Source organism: Acanthopleuribacter pedis (genome assembly GCF_017377855.1).
GTDB lineage: Bacteria > Acidobacteriota > Holophagae > Acanthopleuribacterales > Acanthopleuribacteraceae > Acanthopleuribacter > Acanthopleuribacter pedis.
The window spans coordinates 52,609-74,637 of the sequence record NZ_JAFREP010000038.1 but is presented as its reverse complement, the minus strand read 5'-3'; the positions used below and the strand labels follow the sequence as shown (position 1 = coordinate 74,637).

The window sequence follows — 22,029 nt, the reverse complement described above, 5'->3', positions numbered from 1 at the left end:
GTTTTCCAGCCTGCCGCTTCTTTTAAATATTTCCGGAAAAAACCGTTTCAGCATCCTCCGGCCCTTTTTCTCCGCGGCCTGCGCCGGATAGGTCGCCATTTATAAAGCACCAAAATATTTTTTTTTGGTTTTGGCGTATTTTCCGCTTATTTGCGCTTTGTTAATAGAGAACGCGGCCCGCGGCCTCCATCCCCGAGGCCGGCCCCCAAGCGGTCGCGCGTTGTTCAAACCCAAAGACGCTTTATTTGCGTTAAGGCCACAGGAGGCATTGTGACTCTTTTTCGATGGATGCTCGGTACCGTCCTTCTTTTTTCCCATTCAGCGCACGCGGGCGAGCTTCGCGAATGGGCCTTCCCTTTTTGGCAGGGCGACCCCCAGACCCTGATTCAAGCCGCACAAGCACAGCACGCGGCGAACCCTGAGGATGTTTCAAACACCTTGTGGTCGGAGCAAAAAATCGTCATCGACCATGAAGGGCGCCGCACGACGGTTTTCCGCCGGACCTATTTCATCAATAGCCACCAGCAGTTAGGCGACCTTGAAACGGTCGAAGCATCCTGGCGCCCTTGGTACCAGGCACGGCCCGTCATACGTGCTCGGGTGATTACCCCGGACGGCGCGGTACACGAGCTGAACGAAAGCGATATCGTCGAAAGCGCCGCCGCCGACAGCGAGGAAAACCAATTTAATGAAGACCCCCCCTTCCCAACGTCCGTGTCGGCGCCCTTATCGAGACGGAAACCACCATTCCCGGCCTCCGTCCGTTCTTCGACGCCGGCGACGCCTGGACCTTTTACTTTTCTTCTGAAAAACACCCCCAACGCCTCATTTTGGAACGGCCCGCCAAACTCAAGATCACCCATCGGATCGATCCGTCGGTGGAGGCCGCCTTCCGCCGTAAAAAGAAACGGGGCGTGGTTCGGGAAAGCTGGACCCTGACCAAACCGGTTAAGGAAATCACGGTGAACGATGTCTTCCGAGCCGACGGATATTTCGAAGGTCGCATCTCCTTCGGCACCGCACCCTCCTGGCAGGCCGTCGGGACGGCGTACAGCGCGCGTGTCCAAAAAGCCTTGGCCGACGCCGATTTTCCCGCTGAATTACCCGCCTGGGTGGTCGCCGACAATCCCCGCGCCACCGCGGTACGGATCCTCAACGAAATGAACCGCCGCATTCGCTACACCGGCCTGTACTTGGGCGATAAAGGCGTCACCCCGACCGCGGTCAACGAGGTACTCAAACGCGGTTACGGCGATTGCAAGGACAAAGCCACCCTTTTGGTCGGCATGTTGCGCGACGTCGGTCTGGCCGCCGACGTGGCCCTGGTAAACAGCATCCGCGGCGGCGTGAATCCCGACACACCCGGCCTGGGCGCCTTTGACCACGCCATTGTGGTGGTTCGCCTCGAAAACGGTACCGACTTATGGCTTGATCCCACCGTCGAATTAAACCGCGACGGGACCTTGCCTTTTGACCTGCACAACAGCCCGGCCCTGATCGCCTCGGCCGAAAACGCGGCGCTGGTGACCATTCCCGGACCCGACCCGGCCGACCACGGCATGATCGCCCGCTGGGATTTCTACCCGGCCGCCGTCGGCCAAGGTCGCGCCGTAGCCCGTTATGAAGGCCGCGGCAACAAGGAAATCGAATTCCGCCAACACCACCGCGAGGTACAACACCAAAAAAAGAAGGACGATACGGTGGAAGAAACCCACCAAGTCGACCCGGCGGACCTGAGCCAACCCTGGGCACGGGAAATCACCATCGAACCCACCGACAAGATCGCGGTCCAGTTCAATTTCGCCCAAATCACCGTGCCCCTGTTTTGGATTACCGAGGAGATTCCTTTTTTCCTGAATTTCGAAGCCGAGGAAACCTTGGTTCCCGTCGCCGTCACCGGGGCCGGTACCTACCGCATGGCCTTCGAAATTCATGACCTGCCCGGCTTCGAGGTGGCCGCGCCTTTTCCGCGAATTGATTACACGAGCACGCATTTCAGCATGAAAGCGGCCACCCTTGCCGAGGACCCCAACCGCGGCGAAATCCTGTTGACCTTCAAAGCCGGTCGTTATCCGCTGGAAGAAGTCACCCAAATTCACGGCTGGTTGCAGGATTTGAAAACCATGAACTTCACCCAAACCTACCAGCACCGAGGACTGAAGTTATTGGAAAAAGGCGACATCAAAGAGGCCTTTGCCATTCTGTTAAAGGAAAAACAAACCCTCAACAACACCACCACGCATCTGCGTTTGGCCCAGGGTTTCTCCACCTTGGGTATGCTCGAACCGGCCTTAGGCATGGTTGAAGCCGGTCTGGCGCTGCAGCATGAGCCGGAAGAAGTGCTCAAGGCGTTGTCGCTTTTTAACGTGAACTTTCTGGGCAAGGAGCTCGGTCCCGGTTTTCATCGCGCGCGGGTGCTGGCGGTTTTGGACCGCAGCATCAAACGCCATCCCGACAACAACCTGCTAAAGGTGTACCGCGCCTATGTCGCAGATCACCAGGACGGGGGTGTGCTGATCACCGAACCGGCCACGCTCAAAAAAAATGCCCAGAACTACAAACTGATCCCTTTTGCAAACTATGGTGCCACTTACAAAAACCATGTCCTGGTGAACCACCTGCTGGCGGGCAATCTCGACGCGGTCGGTACAATTTATCGCGACATGCAAGGCAAAGATCTGGAACATATCAACTTGATCCTGATCAGTCAACGGCGCGGTGTTCAGGCGGCGATTGAAGAAGCCGGCCGGATCGCGGACCCGAAAAAGCGATTGGCCGCATTGATCCACGCCTCCGATCTGGTATCGCGCATGCGGGATTACCCGGCCGCGGTACGGTTTCTAGAAGAAGTTCCCGAAACCCAACAGGAAGACGGCCTGAAAATGCGTTTGGCCATATTGCGGGAGACCCAACCCGTGGACATCACCGCGTACCCTGAAGAAGATCCCCGCACCCCGCTTTACCGCCTTTTTGCCAACGGCATCGCCCTGGCGGAAGGAAGCAGACCCTTTGAGGCACACGAAATGGGCATTGAAGGGGCCTTTCTCGGATTGAACGACCTGGAAGCCCTGCGGTACGGCTTGCGTTTGGCAAGCCAAACCCAGTACGGAAACAACCAGCAAAACATTTGGGATACCGTGTCCAGCAACATGCGTTTTGAGTTCCTGGACGGCGACGCCAAAGCCGGGGATCGCAACCTGCTCATTTCCATTACCTTGCCCACCTTCGGCCTTCAGGAACCCAATACCTACTGGGTGACCCGAACCAAAAGGGGCTACCGAATTGTGACCCGAATGGATTCGGTCTGGCATTTTGCCGACGGCCTCGCCTACCTGCTGGACAACAAACAGAAAAAAGAAGCCGTGCGCCTCATCGATGTGGCAACCGCCAAAGAAAACGCGGGCCGGTGGCCCCGCATCGGAAAATCGCTCATTCGCAAGATTTGGACCTTGTTCAAAACACATGACCGCCGCCCGGAACAGCTTTTTGCCATGGTTTTCGGCCTTACCGCCGAAAGCCCTCCCAAACGCCTGGCCCGCCTGGAAACCGCGTTGGCAAAGGCGGCGGACGAGCAGGTGGTTGATTACCTGACCATGTCGGTCGCGACGATGTGGGCGGAAAACGAACAACACGAACGCGCGCTCAGCATCTACAAACCCCATTACGAACAACACACGGACGCGCGCAACGCTTTAACCTTGCTCAGACGGCTGGAACAGGCGGGCCGGTTCACAGAACACGACGAACTACTCGCCGCTTGGCTGGGCAAGGAAGACAACAGCTATCCGTTCCAACGACACCAAATGGTGTACTTACGCGGAAAAGGCGACATGGCCGGCTACCAGCAGCTCCTGAAAATGCTGGCCGAGCATCCGCAAGGCCGTAAAGAAACGGTGGACAACACCTTGGCGTGGTATGCCTTGTTCGAAGACGTGATCCCCTTGTCCGAGGCCGTCACCGTCGCGGAACGCCGGGTGGGCACGGCCGACCCCGGCAAAGGGCAAATGCACATCAGCAGCGAATCCTTCCATACGCTGGCCACGCTTTACGCGACAACGGGCCGGTATGTCAACGCGGTGGAGACCCTGCGGAAAACCGCCCTCGCCGGCCGGCGCTTCCGACCGGAAGGGGTTGATTTCTATGTCCTGGGGTTCATTGCGCAGCAGCTCAATTTCCCCGACATCGCGCGTACCTACTACGCGCGCGTCCCGCAAGATCTGGAGGACCCCCTCGACACGGGCCACTTGGTACAACGCCGAACGGCCGAACTGGACGCGGCGGTTTTGATGCCCTAACCCGTTTTTCTCACACGGATGCGTCGCGAGAAGCTGAAAGCCTCGTGGGTAGGAAGGTTGCGACCAAGCGCAAACGGAGCGAGCCCGACCTTTCGGCGGTGCAGCGTTTCGGTGCGTATCACGCGACTGAGTAAAGCGGCCGGTTGCCCCGCGGCGCAGCACCTTGTAAGCAATGTGGGCTAACGTTGAACCATAGGGTCGGGGCCTCGCCCGACCCTTTTTTGCGCTGCGACCGGCACTGGAAAGGCGGAACTGGAACGGCGGAAAAACGTTTGTTACCACTATTTATCATTTTCCGAGTTCTTTGATCTTTGGCCTGGTCGGCGTTGCTTTGAAACGGTGCGCCAAGGCGTCGTAATACCATTTTGACCAGGCCTTTCCGAACGCGTCGATCAATCGTTTTTCAACGGCTTTCGACTTGGTTTTTTCGTAGATGTCGCCAATGGTAATCAAGGTTCTTTTAGATGTGGTCAGATCCTCTAGGATTTGGTCGACCCCGCCAACAAAAGGAAAAGCCAACAACATCACGAACGCATCTGCCGTCACGTCGGTCCATTCTTCGTCCCATTGCGCACAATCGTATGCTTCATCGTAATCGCTCACCCAAAAATAGTCGCATCTCGCCCATATTCCGGGGTAAAGAACACCGGTATCCCCCTCCGGCATAAAGAAGTGATGGGGCACCGTGATTAAATGCAGGGCCGCCGGTGCCAAAAACGGATCGCGCATCATAAAGTCAAGGTTACTGGTCGAACCACCCCCCAGCGGTCTTATGTATTCTTTACGGGTTCGATTGGCGAATCCTACATAATCGTGGCCCACGGTGAACCCTCCTCACTTCATTCGCACTAATCCCTTTTTTCCCCAAGGGTTAACCAGGCCACGTACCGAGATTGACCGGGGTGAATGCCTCGAGGACGGGGGCGTAGGCGGGGCGCGCAATCGCCGCCGCGGCCAATTGGTAACTTTTTGGGTCCAACCCCCTGCTGTCGCACACATCCCATAGGGCGCTGAGGGTGCCCGTGAAGCGGCGAAAGTTCATGGGTTCATCCATGATGGCGAAAAAATCGTACAACGCTTGGATGCGCTCCCGCGGGAACACACCGCGGTGCATCATCGGCAGGCTCCATTCCACCACGTGCATTAAGCCGACGCGCATCGGCGGGTGTTCCTGGAGGAAGGCGCGCAGTTCGGCGCGTTCCGCCTCATCGCCGTCACGGTAGAGCTCGGCCAACAAAAAGGCGTTGGCTTCAAAGGCACACCAGGGCTCGTGAAACGGGATACTCGGGCCTTGTTCCCCCAAAAATTCGGGCAGGGCGTCGCGCAGGGTCGCCCCAATCCGCTTCTGGGTGTAATCCACCGCGGCGAAGCCGCCTTTCTTGAAGGCCGCGTGAAAATCGAGCAACCCTTGCTTCAGTGCACCGTCCATCGCAACAACTCCTCATTTTCAATGCTGCCCGGCCAGGCACGCTTGCCGCGCGAGAGATACCGCTTCGTGGTAGTCGCCTCCCGCGTCAAGCAGGCTTCGATCAGGGCGGTCCCGACCCGGTCGCCGGAACCATCGGGAAGGTGATCGGCACGCCCGAACTGGTGACACCGGAGGGCGGTGACCCCCCGGGCGGCACCATATACCCGCCGCCGTCCGGGCCGTCTGGGTAAAAAGTGTAGCCAAAGTTGCTCAAAATACCTAGTTCGCGGTTGGTCACACTCGGACCCTGAACCACCTGGGTCGTTTGGTCGCGGCGAATGTGGGTTTCGGGATTAAACGGATCGCTGACGATGCGGAAGGTTTTCCCGGAATCGACGCCGCCCATCATCCACGCATCGTTGACATGCAGGGACCAGTTGTTCGCATTCAGCCGATCATAACCGGCCAAACCGTTGTTTGCTTCAAACACGTCTAGATGCGGCGTGCGTCCCATAATCGGCATCACACCCGGTGCCGAGGTGTTTCGGTAAACCTGCCAGCCGGAAGCGGCAAAGGTACGGTGGTGGGTGGGATTGGCCGGGACATCACCCATGTAGTTGTTTTTGTTGGTAAACCAGCCGGTGGTTACCTGCTGAAAATGCTGCCAGGAGGTGGCATTGAGGTGGCTCCGGCAAAGCCCCAGCGGATCGGTCTCGCGCAAGGGATCGGCGGTGTACACGTAGGCGTTAAGCCCGCCGTCCAAACCAATCGGATCCTGGCCGATATAACGGCCCAACTCGGGATCGTAATAGCGGTACGCATTGTAGTACAAACCGCTTTCGTCATCTTGATACTGGCCTTGAAGGCGCAGCTTGTTGTCGCCCTCCCCCGTTTCCTCAATGATGCGGCCGTAAGCACTGTATTGCGCGGACCAAACAACCTGGCCGAGCGTGTCGGTCATTTCGCGCGGGGCGCCGCGATGGTCGTTGTGGTAGTAAAGCGTCTCGGCACCCTGGGTCCTTGCCAAGGGCGCGAAACGACCGGGCTCGTAAAGGTAGGTGATGAGCGCGGCGTCCTCGGTCCGCTCCTGCACCATGGTGTCGCGGTCCCAGGTGAACCAGGTCGACACGCCCTCGGTGGTTTTGCGCACGCGGCGGCCCAGCGCGTCGTAACCATATTCGGTAACCTTACCCTCGCGCGTGCTGCGAATAAGCTGGTTAAACGCGTTGTATTCCAAGTCCACGCGGCTGCCCTTGTGCAAGCGCGCGATCACATTACCGACCGCATCGTATTCGAGCGCACGGCCGTCCACTTCCACCAGCCGGTTCCCCGGCGATGGGTCGGGCGCGGCCTCGGGTTCCGGCTTGCGACCTTGGGTCGCGAGCAGGTTGCCGGCGGGATCGTAGTGGAAGACCTCGTCCAAAAAGCCTTCCACGGAGTCCAAGCGATCATTGAGATCGTACTTATACACGGTGAGGCCGGTCCGTGAATCATGGACCTGGCTGAGCCGGTCGTGGTCGTCGTACTGGAAATAACGGTCGACGACCAAGCGATCACCGTTGGTTTTTTTGTTGTGGGTAACCCGGTAATTTTTCCAGCGCTGGTGCTCGTCCAACTGAAAATCAATGGTCAGATCGTTGGCCAGCTTGCGGCGGCGCTCGCGGCCCAAGCCATCAAGCGCGAAATCGGCCAAGCTTTCGCCGTTCCAACGCATGCTTTCGACAAAACCGGCCTCGCCCCGTTCAATCTCCAGTAAATGATCCAACCCGTATTGGCTGGCGGTCCGGCGGCCCAAGGTATCGTAGGCGTGGCGTACAAAACCCCAATCACCCGCTTCCTCCAGCAAGTTACCCAACACATCGTAGGTGAAATTGGAGGTGCGTTCCTCGTTGCGCGCCTGCACCAAATGGCCGGCGGCATCATAGGTGTAATTCACGGAACAGCTGTTGCCCGCCCGCGAACTGCCGGTTTTTTGCAGGACCCGACCTAAATTGTCGCGCTGGTACCGCAGCCGCTGGGTGCCGCCGATTTGCTCTTCTTTGACGAAACCGCGCTCGTCCCGTTTGTAAAGGGTTTCCAGGCCGTCAAAACCACGCTCGCCAATGATGTTGCCCTCAAAGTCATAGTGGACGCGGTAGGTTTCGTCTTTCTCGTTGTGGATGGTGGTCAGGTTGGCTTCGCTGTCGTATCCAAACCGCAACTCGGAGCCGTTGAGGCGCTTGAGCCGCGTCAACAAACCGAAGGGGTGGAACTCCTGGTGCATGGTGCGCCCGGTTGGGTCGGTGTATTTGGTCATCCGGCCCAACGCGTTGTAGGCGAACCGGTGACGGCGCCCGCTGTTTTCGGTCATCCCAATCGGGAGCCCGTGCCCGTCCAGTTCGTATTTGATTTTGGAACCGTCAGAGAGCGTGACGGCTTCGACAAAACCGTCGCGGGTGGTCTGGTAACGCACGGTGCGCCCGGCGCCGTCGCGTTTCCACAACAAGTCGTGGGTCGCATTCCAACCGAGGGCCACGCTGCCCTTGCCGCCGTAGTCAATGCGGGTCGGCATCCCCTGGGCGCTGTAGGCAAAGCGGGTTGCGTTGCCGAGCGGGTCGAGGATTTCCGAAACCGATCCCTGTTTGTTGTAAGTGCGTTTCTGGGAAAACCCGGCGGGGTCGGTGAAGGTAATCGGGCAATCCTCGCCGTCGTAGGTCATTTCGAAGACCTGATCGCCGGCGTTGGTAAAGCGGGTACAGTTGCCGCGCTCATCGTATTCATAGGTTTCGCGGATCGAACCGGGCCCCATCACCCGCGTGGGATCGCCCAGGTCGTTGTAGAAGGTATAGGTGGTGCGGCCGTTGCGATCCTTGAGGCAGGTCACCATGCCGTGTTCGTCGAAATCGTAACCGACTCGGGCGCCGCGGCTGTCGACACATTCGGAGCGATTGCCCTCGGGCGACCAAATGAAGTGGTAGTCGAACAGACCGTCCTCGCCCCAGTTGCGCAGGCAGCGGGCGTAAATGTCGTGGCGGTCCCATTCAAAGAAAAAGTTAAACCCGGAAGCCATGGTCCGCTGCAGCAAGACGTGGTTCTCGTAGCGGTATCGCTCGCCGTTGCCGGCGCGGTTGCGGACGGCAACCAAATCACCGTCGAGGTCGTGCTCGTAGCTGACAAAGGCGGGTTCAATGCCCTCATAGGCCTCGCCCTCGGGTACGATGTGTTCGATCATTCCCGCGGAACCATAAACCAAACGCACTCCGCGCCCATAACCATTGGTGATGGTTTCCAGGCGACCTTGGCTGTCGCGTTCGAAGGTGATGCGGTTTTGGTAACGGTCGACGACGGCGCTCAGGTCCCAGTAATCCGCGCGGTGCTTGCTGGGCGCGAATAACTTGTCCGGTTCGCCGCGGGTGGTCAGGCGCATGCAGGTATCGGATTCCCACACCAGGTTCATGCGCTCGCGCGAATGACCGCCTTCGTCCCCAACCTCGGCCAAACGCGGCAGGAAAATGTTGCGGCCTTCCTCGGTAAAGTAAACGGTTTCCTCGGCCTCGACGCGCAAGTGTTCCACGCCGGGAAAGGTCCAACCGTGACCCAGTCCGAAATTGCGGTTGTGGCTGGAGCGATAGATGCGGCGCCATTTAAACGGCAGCGGGCCACGCAGGTCAAAGTCGGAAAGGTCGAGCAATTCCTCGCCGTTGATCATGCTGATCGGGCAACCGTTGGTGGGCGTGCTGTCAACGGTGCGCGCGGGGCGCCCGTTGTCGGCCGCGCTCGGGGTGTTGTTTTGACGGCGACGCATGCGGCTACGCAACCCTTTGACGAGCTTCAACAAACCTTTGGCGAGGTCCATCCACGAGGGCATGGGAAAACCGCCGATCAGCACGTTGGGCGAGCCATTGAGAATCATGCCGGGATTGACGGGCGCAATACAGATGTCCTTGCCCATGAGTAAACTGGCGGCCATGGCGGCGGCGTCGTTGGCCAACTGGGCGGCTCCCATGGCGGCGCTAAGCGCCAAGGCGTCGGCCATGGCGGAATTGTCCGCCTCGACCGATTCAATCGCATCGCCGACCGCGGACAGCCCTTGCGCGGTGAAGCCACCGATCATAATGGCGGTTTGCGCACCGGAAAAAATCGCGCCGGCGACTTTCATAAATTTGGCCATTTTGGTGGCCTGCTGAGCGGCCTTGGCGGCACGGGCGGCCCCGCCGGCGGGCACACAGGTGCAGTGCATGGTGACATCGGTGACGCGGGCGGCACGGGATCCGCCGATGAAGACCTTGGACGAGCCGGTAAAAATTTCGTAGAAAGGCGGCAAACCGCAACAGGTTGGTCCCAAGCCGATATCGCCGGCGCGGGCGGCGGGTTTGCCGTTAATCAGGACCTGCACGCAGTTGCCCAGCATAATCGGACCGAGGGACGGCAGCGGAATCGGTGGAATGGGAAGCGGGCCACTGGGTGGGTGAAGAATATGGGCGTGGGGCATGCCGAGGGCCATGTTGCCGAAAGTCGCGGCCGGGAAGGAAGGCAGGGCTTCGGCAATGGCGTTGGTGGCCACGGCAAAACCCTCGTTAACCTTGTCAACCACCCGCGCGGGGGCGCCGACCACGGTGTTGATGCCGTCGGCGATGGTGTGGAGCACGTTGGTCGGCCGGTTTTGCATGGCGGCCGAGGCGGGACGCGGATGGCGTTTCTGAAAGAAATCACTCATACGACACCACCTTTGGTCTTGAGTTGGGTCAACTCGGCGGCAATCGCCTTGGCGTGATCATTCATGTTCAGCTTTTCGTAGCCCTTGCGGAGCGAAGGCAGGATTTCCTTGAGCAGGTCGTCGTGGTCGTAGTCCCGGCAGATGATGGCGGCCGAGTCCCAGCGATCGACCGCGCCGGCCCAGTTCTTTTGTTTGGCGCGGGCCTTGGCATGACCGTTGATCATCCGCGCAAAACTTTCGGTGTCCTGATTGGCCTGCGCCAAGCGGGCGGCCTGTAAATAAGCCTCCTCGGCTTCGGGGAAACGCCGTTGCAAGAAGTAAGTATCGGCCAAACCCTTGACATTAAGGTACATGGGCATCGTTTGTTTGCTCGCGACGGTTTCAGGTACGGCACACTCGTACCAGGTCGCGGCCTCGTTGAGTTCGTTGTTGCGCTTGTAGAGATCGCCCAGCCCCATTAAAGCCATGCCTTTGATGGAGGGATCTTCCTTGCGTTGGCCGTATTCCAAAAGCTCGGCGTATTTGGCCTCGGCATCACGGCGACGGTTAAAGCCGGTATCGCGCACGGCCAACATCATCAAGGCATTCATGCGCTGGTCCTCGTCCAATTCGGGATCCTCGGCTTGTTCGGCCAAACTTTCTTCCATCGCCTTGGGCCCAAAATCACAACCCGTTAGCTTTACATCGTTGTGGCTCATCCAAGCGGGCGCTTTGCCTTTTTCAATCAGCTTCGGCAAGTTGGCGGGCATGCGAAAAATCAAGCGTAGCCAAGGATTTCCGTCAAGAGCCCGGTACAGTTGCTCGCAAAATTGCGGCCAAGCCTCGCCGCGCGCCGTTTCCATCGGTGCAGCGATCCAAACCAAGCGGTGATCCCCCTCGGGGGGAAACCAACCGTGCACAACATGCACGGCTTCTACCAAGCGATCTTGCGGCGCGCGGGCATTGTCAAACAGCGATTCGGGTAAATCAGGCAGGGGGTCACGTCCATCGGCCACCTGCCATTCAACGGCAATTTGGTGTTCCTCGCGCAGGCGTTCCATGACAACGTCGGCATAAGCCGAGGGTTCCTGGAAGTTGTCGCAGTACATCATGAACACATCGGCGGGAGCTCCTTCCTCGACCTCGCGCAATACTTTCAGTGGAAAGGCGATGTCGTTGTCGCTGCTCGCCAGCAGCAGGGCACGGTGTTGCGCGCCTTCGACAAAGGCGGCGAGTTCGGTTCGCAACGCATCAAATAGCTTGAGCAAAGAAAAGCCTCCCGGCGGATGATGCGGCCATATCGCCGCAACGCTTCAACACGGAAACGGTAAGTGCTTACGGAGTTGTTATAGAAAGGGTAATGGGGAGGGGTCGTTAGGGTCCTATTGAACCACGAACGGCACTGATAAGGGATACACACATTATTAGATAAAGGAAGGCACCCGCGAAAGCAAGCACACAGCGGGAAAGCACCCCAAAACCCTATAAATATACGGGTCGCCCGGCACCACAAACCAGTGCCTCCCCGCCAAACCCTTTATTCCAAAGCCGCTTTTTTCTTCCGTCGGTCGCGAACCGGTCACGACAAAGCCGGTGCCGTGTTACTCTTGGGGCGATCCGATGATATCCGAACCCAAGGCGCCGCCGCGCCGGCGCACCTACCGGCCCTTTTGTTTTCCGAACGTCACCACGGCCGGTCAAGCCATCACGCGATGCCTGGATCCCCAATTTTTAACTCATCCGCGGAGGAACACCTCATGTCGCCCATGTATCTCTTGTTGCTCATGCTATTCGCCTCGCCCCAACAAACGACGGAACCGTCCAGCCCCGAGGCAAGGATGGCCGCCTACGAGGCGCGCCAAAAGCTGGCTGAACAGACCTTTTTCGAAGGCTGGCCCATCACGTCCGTCGGCCCGCGCGCCATGAGCGGTCGCGTTGTCGACCTGACCGGTTTTGTCGGTCAACCCCACACCTATTTGGTCGCCTACGCCAGCGGCGGCCTGTGGCGTACCACCAACGCCGGCAGCAGCTGGGAGCCCCTGTGGGAACGCGGCGCAAGTATCACCATCGGCGATTTCGGCGTGAACCCCAACAATTCAGATGAAATTTGGCTGGGCACCGGAGAAGAAAACTCGAGCCGCAGTTCCTACGCGGGCACCGGCGTATACCACACGGAGGACGGTGGCAAGACCTGGACCCACAAAGGGCTGACCGACAGCCATCACATCAGCCAAATCCTGGTAGACCCCACGGATCCGGCCACGGTCTACGTAGCCGTCATCGGCCGACTCTACAGCAAAAACGCGCAGCGCGGCGTGTTCCGTACCCGCGACAAAGGCGCCACCTGGGAAAAGGTCCTGTACATCAACGACAACACCGGCGTAATCGACCTGCAGATGGACCCCCGCAACCCGAAGGTCTTGCTTGCGGCGGCCTGGGAACGCTCGCGCACGGCTTGGAACTTTGTAGAAGCCGGTCCCGGCTCCGCGCTTTACCGCACCGAAGACGGCGGCGATAACTGGACCAAGGTCAACGAGGGCCTGCCCGTCGGCGAGAACATGGGCCGCATCGCCTTGGCGATTTCACCGGCCAATCCCGACGTGGTTTACGCGGCGGTCGACAACCAAAACCCCAATCCCAATCCCAAACCCGAATACCAAGAACTGACCCGCAAAAAACTGCGCGACATGGACGAGGCGGCCTTTTTGGCGCTTTCCGACAAGGTGATCGACCGCTTCCTGCGCGGCAACGGCTTCCATGAAGAGATCACGGCCAAAACGGTGCGCGAGCAACTGACCGCGGACGAAATTGCGCTGGACGACCTGCGCGCCTACCTCATGGCGGACGGCAACGCGGATATGTTCGACGTGGAAGTCTTGGGCGTGGAACTCTACCGCTCCGACGATGCGGGCAAAAGCTGGCGCAAAACCCACGCGGAACCCATCCCCGATTTTGCCTGGAGTTACGGTTATTACTTCGGAACGGTGTTCGCCGACCCCCGCGATGAGAACACGGTCTACATCGGCGCGGTGCCGCTGCTCAAAACAACCGACGGCGGCAAAACCTTCAAAAACATCCTGCGCCCCAACGTCCACGTCGACCACCACGCGATGTGGATCAACCCCTACGATCCCAATCATTTGGTGTTGGGCAACGACGGCGGGGTCAACATCAGTTGGGACGGCGGCGACCAATGGCAGCACTTCAACACGCTGCCGGTCGGTCAGTTCTACACGGTAACCTACGACATGGCCACGCCCTACAACATCTACGGCGGCCTGCAAGACAACGGCGTGTGGATGGGCCCCAGCCGCGAACAAGATCGCTACAGCGCCTCCTGGCGCAAACTGGGCGGCGGTGACGGCGCCTTCATTCAGGTGGATCCCCGCGACAACGCCACGGTGTACCTGGGTTACCAATTCGGCAACTACCGCCGCATCAATACCCAAGGCGGCGCACCGCTTACGATTTTCCCCCGTCACCGCCTCAAAGAACCGGCCTACCGCTACAACTGGATGACGCCGATTGTGTTGTCCCAACACAACCACGACATTTTGTACATGGCCGGCAACCGCATCTTGCGGTCGATGGACCGCGGCGAAAGTTTTACCGAGATCAGCCCCGACCTCACCACCAACCCCAGCGAAGGCACGGGCGACGTGCCGTTCGCCACGGTGACGGCCCTCCGCGAATCGCCCCACGCCTTCGGCACGCTGTACGCGGGTACGGACGACGGCCGCCTGTGGATCACGCGCGGCGCGGAATGGGCGGAAATCGGCCAAACCATCACCCAAGGTTTGTGGGTGTCCGGCATTGAAATTTCACCCCATGATGCGGGCAGCGTTTTTGTCACCCTGACCGGTTACCGCAACGACGATTTCCGCGCCTACGTGTTCGCCTCGGACGACTACGGCAAAACCTGGCGCGACCTGACGGAAAACCTGCCGGACGAACCCTGTAACGTCATCCGTCAAGACCGCAAAAACAAACAGGCGCTGTACCTGGGCACGGACCTCGGTCTGTGGGTCAGCTTCGATGCAGGCAAAACCTGGCTGCCCTACGAAAACGACCTGCCCAACGTGCCGGTATATGCGATGGAAATCCATCCCCGCGAAAACGAGCTAATTGTGGCGACCCACGGCCGCTCGATTTTCACCTTGCCCCTAAACTGGATTGGCGAGCTGAAGGAAAACACCCTGGACGAGGCCCTCTTCGTCTTCGAGCAAAGCGAAGTAACCTTCTCTCCTGGCTGGGGTTATTTGCCTTGGGCTTGGGTCGGCGACGACTACGAGCCGGACCATTGGGACATTCCGCTTTACGCCAAGGAAGCGGGTACGGTCACCGTGGAAGTGAAACACGGCGATCAGGTGGTTTACCGCAAGGAACACGCGGTGGTCCAAGGCCCGCAAACCTTGGGTTGGCCCTACAGCGTCAGCGTTGAGACCGAAACCAAGCAACCCAAAAAGAAAAAGAAGAAAAAGAAAAACAAAGACGAAGAAGCGGAGAAAGCAGTGGTGTGGCACCGCGGTCAAGAAGGCCAAACCTACGCGGTCGCCGGCGATTACACGCTGGTGGTCAAAGGCTTCGGCCAAACGGTGGAGAAAGCCTTCACCATCAAAGAATCCCCGCGCTAAGCAAAACCGGGACGCGTGCACGACGCACGCGTCCCTTTGTTTGGTTACGGCAGCTTACTTTTTGGCCGCAGCCGGTTTGGGATTTAACAGGAAATAATAAGCGCGCCTTCCGTCATCCAGGGTTTTCTGGAAGAACGCCCCACCCTCGGCTTCTTTGCGCGCCGTTAACGCGATTTTGGCGGTTGGGCTGAAAAAACGGGCAATCACTTCAACCAACACCGCCTTGTCTCGGCCCATCGTGTAGTGCGCGTCCCCCGCGGAAAAATCAATATCCGACCATTGCCCGATTTCCCGAAGATCACACCACAACGTCGCCGCCACGGAACATTGGTTTTCACCGCCCTCTTCCACAAAGGAAAGCGAAAAGACATCGCCCTGCGCCAAGCTAAAGGTTTTGTCGATGACCGGTGTCGCTGCCTGATTGGAACCCGCGGGAAAAGGAAGGGCGCGATCCTCTTCGCCGCTATCGCGCCGGCGGGCTTGTTCGAAACCAAGGGCGGTTGCTTTGGGCAGCGTGACCGCGTGGGCGGTAAAGGCCTCGGCCAAACCATTCATCACGGTTGCAGCCTTACCCGGCTCGCGCGCTTGGGACCAGGCCCGGCTTGCACGCGCACATAATTCGGCAAACGGGATATGCCCCAAAACCCGCTCGGCGGCCAACCCGGCCTCACCCGTCAAGACCTCTTTTTGCAAGGCCGCCAGTTCGGCCACATCGACCTTGGCTTTTTTCAAGCGCGCGCCCTTTTGGTCGCGTTCGATGGTTTTAAAGGGTTCCCATTTGGGGAGCGAACCCGTCACGCGCGCCTGGAGCGCCGGATTGGAACCCTTCATCTGAGCGCACACCTCGGCAAACACCGCGTTCACGTGATCCAGGTAACGGGTGCCACCGACCGTGTAGACCCGGCCCACATCTTTGTGGAAGTAGTCTTGAGCCAGACGGTAAGCGGTTTTGCGCAGGTTGGCGGGTGGCGCCTGGACGAAAAGGGTGAAGGAAGCGGAAACGCAGGCCAGGGCCCGTCGCGCGGGGATGCAGGCCTCAAAATCAAGGGAAACACTGACATCGTAACGCCCCGGTTCATCCATCAACCAGCCCTCACTGTCGTGGGCGACATTCAAGGGTGCGTATAAGGATTCGCCCGGCCCCAGCGGCACCAAGGCGGACCGACAGCAATATTGGACGAAATGCCGTTTGGTTTTGGTAGCCCCGCCGGTACGGGTCACATCCACCAAAAGCGAGCGGTTGTTTTTTAGGCAGTCGGACGGAACCCAGAAGGTGGTGGCGCTGCGATTGGTCAACTTCAATTCGACCTGCACGTTTTCCATAAATTCAAAAACGGGATGTGGCCGATGGACACGCATTTCAAGGGAAAAAGTGCGGTCCGGCAAGCCGGCTTCGAGTTCACGCGGACACAAGACCTGCGCGCGCATTCCGTGATCGGTGAACCAAGACGTCTCGGCCATGGCTTTAAAAGATTCGGGCGCATGGCGCATGAACAGAATCTCTTGTTGGGAGAATTCAAAGTTGAAATCGCGGTGATAACCATCCGAGCCGCCGTTGGTGTATTCGCTGGGGTAATTCATGAAACTGGGCACATCGGCCTCGTTGCGAAGACCGGGATGCCAGCCGCGCCCAAAGAAGGCCGCCTCTTTTTGCCAGGAATGGGCCAGATTGAACCCGTGACCGATCTCGTGGACCAGGGTTCGGAATTGGGCACGGCGAACCGCTTGCGGTCCCTGCCGGTTGTACTGGGATTCAATGGATTCGTTAAACACCGCACAGCCGTTGCGGTGATAGTCGCCGATGTCGTCGAACATAATGCCGAGCATCACACCGTCGGGTGAATCGCGGTAGCGCTTGGCCGAAAGCACCCACATCGACCAAGGCGTGCCGTCCCGGCGCGACCATTCCTCCAGCATGGCGTCGTGGAGCTCGGCCTCGGTCCAAGCCGCATCGAAACCGGATAAATTGCTGTCGATTTGATTGGCACCGTTGCTGTAGGAGGCCGCGATACCCACGGCGTCAAAGACCTCAATCAGGTCCAAGGGTCGCGGTGGTAAACCGGGCGTCTGGGCGGCTACATCCACCTCGGTGACGACCGCAACGCCTTCCTCAAAATCAAGCTCAAATTCCACATCGTGAAGGTGAACCCCGACAAAAGGAAGCTGGAGCCGGGCCAGATGACGCCCTTCGCGTACAAAGTCACACACAACTTGGACGCGCTCGGGGCCGGCCGACCAGCGAATTTTGAGTCCGTCGGGTTTTTCGCCGGCCACGGTGAGGGTTTCCGCGGCGCGGTGACGAAACCAAATAGCACCGTCCCAAACGCTTTCACCCACGGCGGTGAGTTCGGCAATCCAGTGGGCGGGAAAGTGATTGCGCAAGGTGAGGCTGACTTGATGTTGCGGAAAATCTCCGTCTACATCGAGACGAAGTTCAAAATGGTAGCGGCCGATGGTCCCGGCGTAGAGACCGCTTTTGCGTTCTGAAACCATAATTATCCCCTTTTTTAGAAGGTGAACCCGCACCCCGTGCGGGCTGATTGAAGGCACAGACATGCCTTGGGTTTCTCAGAAGGAAACCGAGGTTGGCGTGGGTAAAGGTCCGGGCGGTAGGCGATCCCGGTTTTAAGGGGTTATTGGGTTAGGCGGGTTCCTGGTTTCGGCGTACCTAGGGAAAAGGGTGACACTCCCCATGCCCTCGCAAGGATCACAAACGCGCCTTTTTTGCCCGATTAGCCGCCGTCGGGTGGATCAACCACAATCGGCAAACAATTTTTGCTGTAGCCGGGAACGGTGATGCTTGCCCTGGTCGATGCATCGGCGGTATGGATCGGCGCCAGACGATTGGCCAGGTTTGCCAGAACAGGATGGACAAAGGGCTGCGTCGCGGGCAAGCTCCTGGTTTTGTTCACCATTCTTTGATCTTCGCTGGGAACAAACACTTTGGTACTCGAGGTCTCCACCATTTGATAGTAGTGCTGAAAGTGATTTTTTTCGGAATGGGGGTCCGAGGAAGCCGCGGCACCGTAATTGGCGAACGCCAGAACAATCTCTTTTTCGCCGGCCTGTTTCTTGAGCACAAGCCGCTCCACCGGGGCGCCGTCAAAAGGCGTGCGTGACAAAACGACTTCTTCACCTGACAGGGGGATTTCAGCCAAAACCATGGTCCCATAACAACGGGGGACTGCCGCGGCGGGCGTGTTCGCTTGGTTGATTCGGTTAAAACGAATCTTGCGGATCTGGTTACCCTTGTGATGAACGCTGTGCTCGCAAACGGTAATGCGGCCCTGGGTGATTGGGAAGCGGGCCGCGACAGCCAAAGGTTCAGCCATGAGCCGGCAAGGGTTGCCGTGAAGTTCGCTGAGGTTGGCCAACCAGGCCAAACTGGTCGCGTTTTGCGTCGGAACGGTTAAGCCGTTTAACGGCGTGGTGTTGAGCTCGAGACCGCCCAAGGCGTTTTCCACGCGTAAGGTGCAGCCCGCCAGGGGCCAGCCTTCCGGCCCCCATCGCAGACTGGTCGTACCGGAACTCCGTTGCGCGTTGCCGAGAAACAGGATGGGTTCGTGTTTTTGGTCGCCGTCCGGGGTATTGGGGGCCAACACCTGGAGCGAGCGACCATCGGCGGCAGGTGCAAAGCACAGCAAATCAGCCATAAAAATCTTGAGGACGGATTGGGTTCCCGACGGCACGGCCATGCGCCGCCGATCCAATCCCAGAAAGGAATCAGGCATGTTTTCTCTCCTTGAAGGATGTTGTTTTGCAAGCTACATCCGAGGAGACAGACCAAGGGGAAAAATTCCCCTCAGGGCATGCCGAAAAGTTGCCAGGAGGCCCAAATTTCTTCGGGAACCCCGTTTTCAATCGCGGCAATTTGGGCGGCACGCAAAGCCCGACCGGGGTCACCTTGCGCCAACCAGCCATCGTAAAACCGGTTCATAAATGCAACGGTCGCTTCGTCGTCGGGGAGCGGGGCCAGGGTGGCCAGCACCGAGGGCACCCCCGCCGTCAAGAAAGGGCGCGCCAGGTTGCCGCCGCCCTCGGAACGCGATTGGTGGGGGCCGCCGGTATCGCAGCCGGACAACACCACCAGTTGGGTCTGGGGTAAATTTAGGGCGAAGAGGTCCGCAGCGCTGAGGGTCCCACCCGAGCCGGTGTGGGGATTGGGCGAGAGCAAGAGATAGGAACGCAAGGGATCGGCCGGTTGCACGACGGCATGCCCGGCAAAGTGAATCAGGCGCGCGTCGCGGGCACCGCGTAGAAAGGCTTCGGCGGTGGCGGCCGCGCCAATCAGCGGCGTCCCATTGAGACGGTCGGCGACCTGACGCGCCTCTTGCGCGGCGTGGGGTAAGGGCAACAACGGCCACAACTGGCGGTCGAAACGAGGATTGCCCACCACACACGCGGGGTTGGTCGAGGGCCGCGGTGTTTGCTTCCGCAAGAATTGGAACATGGTCAGCGAGGGAACCACGGCGACCTCAACCCGATTCACCAAGTAACCCCGCGCGTCGGGTAAGCGCAAACCCGCGGGCGCAAGGTGCCACAAGGGGCCGTCGAGAGCGAAAAGGAGTGTGGTCGCCTCCGCCCAGACTTCGCGGGTCGGCGCCAACAACCACTGGTAAAGCCGGTGGTTGTGTCGATTGACGGCAGGGACTTGGCCAGGCTTTCGCGCTATTGCAACCAGACGTACCAAAGCCGCGACATCGGTTTCGGATAGGGGCACAACCCGGTGTTCAAGCGTTTGGGGGGTGAACACCCAGACGGCGAGACGATCCGCTAAAACGTGGTAAAACAGCAGCGCTTCGCCGGGTTTGAGTGCTGATTGAACCCGGGCCGGATCAAGCGTCCCCGTGGGGTTGTCGACCCGATCACCCAGGAACCTGGCCCGCGCGCGTTCGGCGGCCTGCAGGGCGGCCTCGCTTTCGCCGCGGTCCAGATGCAGCTGAATTAAATCGTCGTAAACCGCGCGCACGGCGTCGAAAAAACCGACCTTAACTTCATCCACGGCTCGGGGTCGCCGCGCCTCAATCAAGTCAACTTCTTCGCGCAGGTAACGCAAGGCGGCGGCGTCGTCACCCAGTCCCCTGGCGCACCGGGCCAGGGCGGCGCCGATCCGAAACATCTTGGGGCCCTGCTGTTGGTCGGCCTCGTACAGGCCCCGTGCACGGGTCAAATCCGCGCGAGCCCCTTCCAAACGGTTGGCGGCCAAGCGGTAATGACCCCGCTGGGCCAGTAATTCGGCCTCGTTTTGAACGGCCCAATGATCCCCCCCGTGCCGGGCCAGGACCCCAAGCGTGTCGTCGAGCAAGGCGAGCGCCGCGTCAAGGTCCCCTTTCTGGCGGCGACAACGCGCCAACTCGCGCCGGGCACGATACCACTCGAACCAATCGTGTTGTTGGTCCAGGTAGACCGCGGCGGTTTGGGCAAAACGTTCGGCGGCGTGGGGCAAGCCCTCGGCGAGCAAACCCTGGGCAACAGCACTGTACAACAGCGCCCGACGTTTGGGCCGGGCATAAAACACGGATTGCGAAAGGATGGCGGTGTGTTGTTCCAAGGCACGCCGTTCCTGCCCGAAGAAATGGAGGCTGTCGGCCACGGAATCGCGGAAATGGCTGATGTTGCGGCGGTCTCCCAAATGTTTGAAAAGGCGCAGACCCTCGCGGTGCAGCGAATAGAAACGCGCCCAGTCACCACGCTGCCCGGCCAGCATAGCGCGCAGGCCGAGGTTCTTGCCCGTCAAGGTGGGGTAACCCAAGACACGGGTCGGGCCGTCGACCCACTCGGCCTGCTGAGCGGCATCGGCTTTTTGATTGAGGTAGTAGAAGCACCGGGCGAGGTAAAAGCGGGCGAGCACGGAGAAGACCGAACCCTCTGGAAAACGCGCGGTGACGGCCTCGGCGGCCAATACCCCGCACATGTACTGCTCGTCGTCGCCGTCCTCGACCGCTTTGAGCGCGCGCAGGTCACGCAAGGCTTGTTCCGCCACGGTGCCGCTGTCCGCGAGTTCGGCCAGCAGATCACCCCAAACCCGAAACCGCGCCGGATCGTGGACGATCACCGCGGCGGCCCGCGCCCGAGCGGCCGATTCGCCGTGATTTGGGTCGGGCAGCAGCAAGCTTTGTTCGAGCCATTGCCAGGCCAAGCCGGGAAATTGTCGGGTCCAGGCGGCTACCGCGGCGGAATCGTTCTCGGCCAAGGCCCGTGCCAGGCGAGCGCGGTGCTCGGCGGGTGAACCGAGGCGTTTGCGTTCTTCCAAATCGGCCAAGGCGGTCGCGGCAGCATCGCGCCAGATCGGATCTCTTTCGTCGGCCAACACCTTGCGCCATTGGGTTTCGGCGTCTTGATTGAGCCACAGTTGTTGCAGGACGAGCGCGTAATTGGTCTGTAAGGCCGGGGAATCGAAGCCGCGGGCGAAACCGATTTCCAGGGCTTCCAAGGCCTTATGCCACGATAACCAGCTCTCTTGTTCAGCCCCCCGCGTCATGAGGGCGACCACGCGATGGTTGAGGTCGTCGGCATCGCGCGCCTGTTGTTGTTGGGCGCCAAGCGAGGATTCGCCCAAAACGGCCTCGGGTTTCCCGGCAAGTAAATCAAACAGGGCCGCACAACCACGTTGGCTTTCATTCGCTGATTCGGCCCACTTCAAGCGCAGCGCGGCAAGCTGTACGGGGTCGGCGGTGGCGGTGCGCCGCAACCCGTTTTGCCGCACCCCCGCGAGGCGGCCGGCCACCGGCCAGTTACCCGCGGCCAATTCGTTGAGGCGCTGCTGAAAACGCTGCTGTTCGGTGGCGGCGGGATCGCTCCAAGTGCAACCGAGTAGAAGCAGCAAAACCGCGAGCAGGGTGAACCGCGTAACATCTCCCCAAATCCGCGGGGAAAAGTCGCGAATAACGCGGGTTTCCATGATTCCGCCTTGTTTCGTGGTTGATCTGCATAAAAATTCTACTTTTACTTTACCGTTTTTTCAGCATTAAATATAGATGGTCTGACAACCAAATACTCCAAAACAAAAAAACACGA

10 protein-coding genes are annotated in these 22,029 nt (G+C 59.4%); 3 read left to right on the top strand and 7 right to left on the bottom strand.

The window, feature by feature from the left end:
- Positions 1 to 288: 288 nt before the first annotated feature.
- Positions 289 to 939, top strand: a complete 651-nt coding sequence (locus J3U88_RS35475) for a DUF3857 domain-containing protein (RefSeq protein ID WP_423842092.1) — start codon at positions 289 to 291, stop codon at positions 937 to 939.
- The gene (locus J3U88_RS28915; RefSeq protein WP_243436215.1) at positions 831 to 4,295 is read left to right on the top strand and encodes a transglutaminase-like domain-containing protein; all 3,465 of its coding nucleotides are present in this window, start codon (positions 831 to 833) and stop codon (positions 4,293 to 4,295) included. The genes J3U88_RS35475 and J3U88_RS28915 overlap by 109 nt, the downstream gene beginning before the upstream one ends.
- Before the next feature lie 288 nt (positions 4,296 to 4,583).
- Here J3U88_RS28915 and J3U88_RS28910 read toward each other — a convergent pair whose 3' ends face one another.
- The 4 genes from J3U88_RS28910 to J3U88_RS28895 all read right to left on the bottom strand — a co-directional run bounded on the left by J3U88_RS28910 (position 4,584) and on the right by J3U88_RS28895 (position 11,646).
- Positions 4,584 to 5,117 carry a hypothetical protein gene (locus tag J3U88_RS28910; RefSeq protein WP_207862499.1) on the bottom strand — a complete coding sequence of 178 codons (534 nt, stop codon included), beginning with the start codon at positions 5,115 to 5,117 and terminating at the stop codon, positions 4,584 to 4,586.
- A gap of 49 nt (positions 5,118 to 5,166) precedes the next feature.
- Positions 5,167 to 5,724 (bottom strand): hypothetical protein, encoded by a 558-nt coding sequence (locus J3U88_RS28905; protein ID WP_207862498.1) that lies wholly within the window; start codon positions 5,722 to 5,724, stop codon positions 5,167 to 5,169.
- A gap of 100 nt (positions 5,725 to 5,824) precedes the next feature.
- Positions 5,825 to 10,399, bottom strand: coding sequence for an RHS repeat-associated core domain-containing protein (locus J3U88_RS28900; RefSeq protein WP_207862497.1), 4,575 nt, complete (start codon positions 10,397 to 10,399; stop codon positions 5,825 to 5,827).
- Complete coding sequence (locus tag J3U88_RS28895) at positions 10,396 to 11,646, bottom strand: tetratricopeptide repeat protein (protein ID WP_207862496.1); 1,251 nt, start codon at positions 11,644 to 11,646, stop codon at positions 10,396 to 10,398. Before J3U88_RS28895 ends, J3U88_RS28900 begins: the two co-directional genes overlap by 4 nt.
- A gap of 489 nt (positions 11,647 to 12,135) precedes the next feature.
- Here J3U88_RS28895 and J3U88_RS28890 point away from each other — a divergent pair, with 489 nt between their 5' ends.
- Positions 12,136 to 15,012 (top strand): WD40/YVTN/BNR-like repeat-containing protein, encoded by a 2,877-nt coding sequence (locus J3U88_RS28890; RefSeq protein WP_207862495.1) that lies wholly within the window; start codon positions 12,136 to 12,138, stop codon positions 15,010 to 15,012.
- 54 nt (positions 15,013 to 15,066) lie between these two features.
- On the opposite strand, the gene J3U88_RS28885 is transcribed toward J3U88_RS28890, so the two are convergent.
- From J3U88_RS28885 to J3U88_RS28875, 3 genes are all read right to left on the bottom strand, one after another.
- Entirely contained in the window at positions 15,067 to 17,505 is a 2,439-nt protein-coding gene (locus J3U88_RS28885) for a zinc metalloprotease (protein WP_207862494.1), read from the bottom strand.
- A 239-nt stretch (positions 17,506 to 17,744) separates the two neighbouring features.
- On the bottom strand, positions 17,745 to 18,743 hold the full coding sequence (locus J3U88_RS28880; protein WP_207862493.1) for a hypothetical protein: 999 nt from the start codon (positions 18,741 to 18,743) through the stop codon (positions 17,745 to 17,747).
- 71 nt (positions 18,744 to 18,814) lie between these two features.
- On the bottom strand, positions 18,815 to 21,913 hold the full coding sequence (locus tag J3U88_RS28875; protein WP_207862492.1) for a CHAT domain-containing protein: 3,099 nt from the start codon (positions 21,911 to 21,913) through the stop codon (positions 18,815 to 18,817).
- Positions 21,914 to 22,029 lie beyond the last annotated feature (116 nt).

Bases quoted from the DNA above. Each gene is read 5' to 3' on its own strand.
- J3U88_RS28905 (WP_207862498.1), bottom strand. From the start codon at position 5,724: ATGGACGGTGCACTGAAGCAAGGGTTGCTCGATTTTCACGCGGCCTTC.
- J3U88_RS28875 (WP_207862492.1), bottom strand. From the start codon at position 21,913: ATGGAAACCCGCGTTATTCGCGACTTTTCCCCGCGGATTTGGGGAGAT.
- J3U88_RS28890 (WP_207862495.1), top strand. From the start codon at position 12,136: ATGTCGCCCATGTATCTCTTGTTGCTCATGCTATTCGCCTCGCCCCAA.
- J3U88_RS28880 (WP_207862493.1), bottom strand. From the start codon at position 18,743: ATGCCTGATTCCTTTCTGGGATTGGATCGGCGGCGCATGGCCGTGCCG.
- J3U88_RS28885 (WP_207862494.1), bottom strand. From the start codon at position 17,505: ATGGTTTCAGAACGCAAAAGCGGTCTCTACGCCGGGACCATCGGCCGC.
- J3U88_RS35475 (WP_423842092.1), top strand. From the start codon at position 289: ATGCTCGGTACCGTCCTTCTTTTTTCCCATTCAGCGCACGCGGGCGAG.
- J3U88_RS28900 (WP_207862497.1), bottom strand. From the start codon at position 10,399: ATGAGTGATTTCTTTCAGAAACGCCATCCGCGTCCCGCCTCGGCCGCC.